A 3,716-nucleotide genomic window follows, 5' to 3' on the forward strand; every position below is an offset into this window, starting at 1 on the left:
GGCCCGCCGAGACCCCGGTCGCGCCCGAGCCGGACACACTGTCCGGTCCGAGCGAGGACACCGTCGTCGTCGAACCGGCGCCCGTCGAACCGGTCGTCGTCCCGCCGGAGGTCCCGGACGAGGAGGTCCCGGTCCCGACGACCGAGCTGATCACCGGTGCCCCCTCCCCGGTGGCCCCGGTCGAGCGCATCGACCCGTCCGAGGGGCGTCTCGACCGCCTCCGTGGTCGGCTGGCGCGCTCCCAGGGCGCCGTGGGACAGGGCCTGCTCGGCCTCCTGGGCGCCGGTGATCTCGACGAGGACGCGTGGGAGGAGATCGAGGACACCCTGATCATGGCGGACCTGGGCACCGCGGTCACCCAGCGCGTCATCGACCGCCTGCGCGGGGACATCGCGACCAGACAGGTCCGCACGGAGGCCGAGGTCCGGGACCTGCTGCGGCAGACCCTTATCGACAACCTGCATCCCGAATATGACCGTTCACTGCGTGCGCTGCCGAACGACGGCACACCCGCCGTGATCCTGGTGGTCGGGGTCAACGGCACCGGCAAGACCACCACCACCGGCAAGCTCGCCCGCGTCCTGGTCGCCGACGGACGCGACATCCTGCTCGGGGCCGCCGACACGTTCCGCGCCGCGGCCGCCGACCAGCTCCAGACGTGGGCCGAACGGGTGGGAGCGGAGGTCGTCCGCGGCAAGGAGGGCGCGGATCCCGCGTCCGTGGCGTTCGACGCCGTCTCCCGGGGAGTCGATACCGGGGTGGACGCGGTCCTGGTGGACACCGCCGGCCGCCTCCACACCAAGACCGGTCTCATGGACGAGCTCGGCAAGGTCAAGCGGGTCGTGGAGAAGAAGACCCCCGTCGACGAGGTGCTCCTGGTGATCGACGCGACGACCGGGCAGAACGGTCTCATGCAGGCGCGCGTGTTCAAGGACGTCGTCGACATCACCGGGGTGGTGCTGACCAAACTCGACGGCACCGCCAAGGGCGGCATCGTGTTCCAGGTCCAACACGAACTCGGCGTCCCGGTCAAGCTCGTCGGGCTGGGCGAGGGGGCCGACGACCTCGCGCCGTTCGCGCCCGAGGCGTTCGTCGACGCCCTTCTCGGCACCTGATCCGCGCGGGGCCCGGGGCGCGGCCGGGCCCGGGACACATGATCGGAACCACAGGGCGCGCCACGTTACAGCCCGGAAACATGACCGCGCACTCACCGAAACAGCGGAAAGGAATTCTTCTGACCCGAGGAGTGAGTGACCAACGCTCACCATGGAGACGAGGAGGACCTCACCGTGAGAGGTGACAGTGTCTTGTTGCTCGCCCAGGAGGCGACGACGGAGATCGATACGGGAGACACGGCCTGGATGCTCATGGCGGCATCCCTGGTCCTGCTCATGACGCCCGCACTGGCGATGTTCTACGGCGGGATGTCCCGCCAGAAGTCGGTGCTCAACATGATGATGATGTCGTTCAGCGCGATCGGGGTCGTCGGAATCGTCTACGTGCTGTGGGGCTGGTCGATGTCCTACGGCGAGCAGGACATCCTCGGGCTCTTCGCCAACCCCTTCGAGATGTTCGGTCTCGCCGGGGTGATCGGGGACGCCGAGAACTGGGTCATGTCCGCCTCGGGGGCCTACCCGCAGGTCGTCGACGTGGGATTCCAGGTCACCTTCGCCATCATCACCGTCGCCCTCATCTCGGGAGCCATCGCCGAGCGCGTGAAGTTCGGGACCTGGCTGGTCTTCGCCGCGGTGTGGGTGACGCTCGCCTACTTCCCCATGGCCCACATGGTCTGGGGTGGTGGCCTGCTGTCGCACTCCGAGAACAGCCTCGCCGCGATGATCTTCGGCACCGTCGACGACGGTGAGGGCGGCCTCGTCGCCGCCGTCGCCCCGGTCGACTTCGCCGGCGGCACCGTGGTCCACATCAACGCCGGTATGGCAGCACTGGTCCTCGTCCTGCTCATCGGCAAGCGTTACGACTTCGGACGCACCGCCTTCCGTCCCCACAACCTCCCGCTGGTCATGCTCGGTGCCGGTCTCCTGTGGTTCGGCTGGTTCGGGTTCAACGCCGGTTCGGCGTTCGGCGCCAACGGCGCCGCCGGTCTCGCCTGGATCAACACCACCGTCGCCACGGCCGCCGCGATGCTCGGGTGGCTCCTCACCGAGCGGATCAGGGACGGCCACGCCACCAGCCTCGGTGCCGCCTCGGGCGTCGTCGCGGGTCTGGTCGCCATCACCCCGGCCGCAGGGTCGGTCCATCCCCTCGGCGCGATCGCCCTCGGTGCCGTGTCCGGCGCCCTGTGTGCCCTCGCCGTGGGGCTCAAGCACCGCTTCGGTTACGACGACTCGCTCGACGTCGTGGGCGTGCACCTCGTGGCGGGTCTCTGGGGCACCGTCGCCATCGGCCTCCTCGCCACCGGCACCTACGACACGGACGCCGGCGTGTTCTACTCGGCCGACGGGTGGAGGCTGCTCGTCGTCCAGATCGTGATCGCCGTGGCGGCACTCGTCTTCACGGCCATCATGACCGCGATCGCCTACGGGATCTGCCGCCCGCTCGGGTGGCGCATCAGCGAGACGGACGAGCAGTCCGGCATCGACGGCGCCGAGCACGCGGAGTCCGCGTACGAGGCCTCCACCAACGCGCTCATCCGTTGAGCCGACCACTGCGAAAGGAACCCCTGACATGAAGCTCGTCACCGCGATCGTCAAGCCGTTCACGCTCGATGACGTCAAGGCAGCACTCGAACAGGCGGGAATCCACGGACTGACCATCAGTGAGGTCCAGGGTTACGGCCGGCAGAAGGGCCACACCGAGGTCTACCGCGGTGCGGAGTACGCCGTGGACTTCGTGCCCAAGATCCGGGTCGAGGTGGTCGTCGACGACGAGACCGCCGACACCGTGGTCCAGCTGATCGTGGACGCCGCGCGCACCGGCAAGATCGGCGACGGGAAGGTCTGGGTGACCCCCGTCGAGACGATCGTCCGGGTCCGGACCGGCGAGGCGGGCGACGCCGCGATCTGACCGAGGAACACCACGAGGCGCGGTCGACCCCGGAACCGGGGTCGACCGCGTTTCTCGATGACTCCGCCTGTCTCACCGAGCTTCTCGGTGTGCGTGCGGGGGCGTTCACGGAAGCGAAACACCGTAGCCGCCGCCAGGTGACACGGGGCCTACAGTCTGGAGACACACTAATGAGGGAAAGAGAGACGTCGTGAGCGTGACCGGGGACGGTGAGCGGGCCATGGCGCTGCGGGCCGGACGCGAGCAGATCCTCTCCGCCACCTCGGCGGACCTCCCGGCCGCGGACCTGCGGGACGCCCTGTGCGAGCTGTACGAGATGGAGTTGGGGCGGCTCGCGGACGAGGCGGGGATCGGCCCGGGATCCGGATTCGCCCTGGTCGCGTTCGGGGGGCTCGGCCGACGCGAGGTGCTCCCGTACTCCGACCTCGACCTGGTGTTGGTGCACGAGAGGCGTCCCGACCGGGACGTCGGGGAGCTCGCCGATGCCATGTGGTACCCCCTGTGGGACTCGGGCGTGGGCCTCGACCACAGTGTGCGGACCGTCGACCAGTGCCTCGCGGTGGCGGCCGCGGACGTGGCGGTGGGGCTGAGCCTGCTGGACGCCCGGGTCATCGCGGGTGACGCGGACCTCGGAGCCCTCGTGGTGGACGGCGCCCGGCGCCAGTGGCGCGACCAGATCGCCTCGCGGTTCG

Annotated in this window: 4 protein-coding genes; all 4 read left to right on the forward strand. The window is 69.6% G+C overall.

Going from position 1 to position 3,716, the window contains the following annotated elements; genetic code table 11:
* Nucleotides 1-1,115, forward strand: a 1,115-nt coding sequence (ftsY, locus tag G6019_RS14285; protein WP_241726072.1) for a signal recognition particle-docking protein FtsY, incomplete at its 5' end; no start/stop codon positions are given.
* A 246-nt stretch (nucleotides 1,116-1,361) separates the two neighbouring features.
* Nucleotides 1,362-2,657, forward strand: coding sequence for an ammonium transporter (locus tag G6019_RS14290; protein WP_107758111.1), 1,296 nt, complete (start codon nucleotides 1,362-1,364; stop codon nucleotides 2,655-2,657).
* A gap of 28 nt (nucleotides 2,658-2,685) precedes the next feature.
* Nucleotides 2,686-3,024 carry a P-II family nitrogen regulator gene (locus tag G6019_RS14295; RefSeq protein ID WP_017836986.1) on the forward strand — a complete coding sequence of 113 codons (339 nt, stop codon included), beginning with the start codon at nucleotides 2,686-2,688 and terminating at the stop codon, nucleotides 3,022-3,024.
* Nucleotides 3,025-3,214: 190 nt separating this feature from the next.
* On the forward strand, nucleotides 3,215-3,716 hold a 502-nt coding region (locus G6019_RS14300; RefSeq protein WP_309230258.1), incomplete at its 3' end, for a DUF294 nucleotidyltransferase-like domain-containing protein.

This window comes from Dietzia sp. DQ12-76 (assembly GCF_014145045.1).
Classification (GTDB): domain Bacteria; phylum Actinomycetota; class Actinomycetes; order Mycobacteriales; family Mycobacteriaceae; genus Dietzia.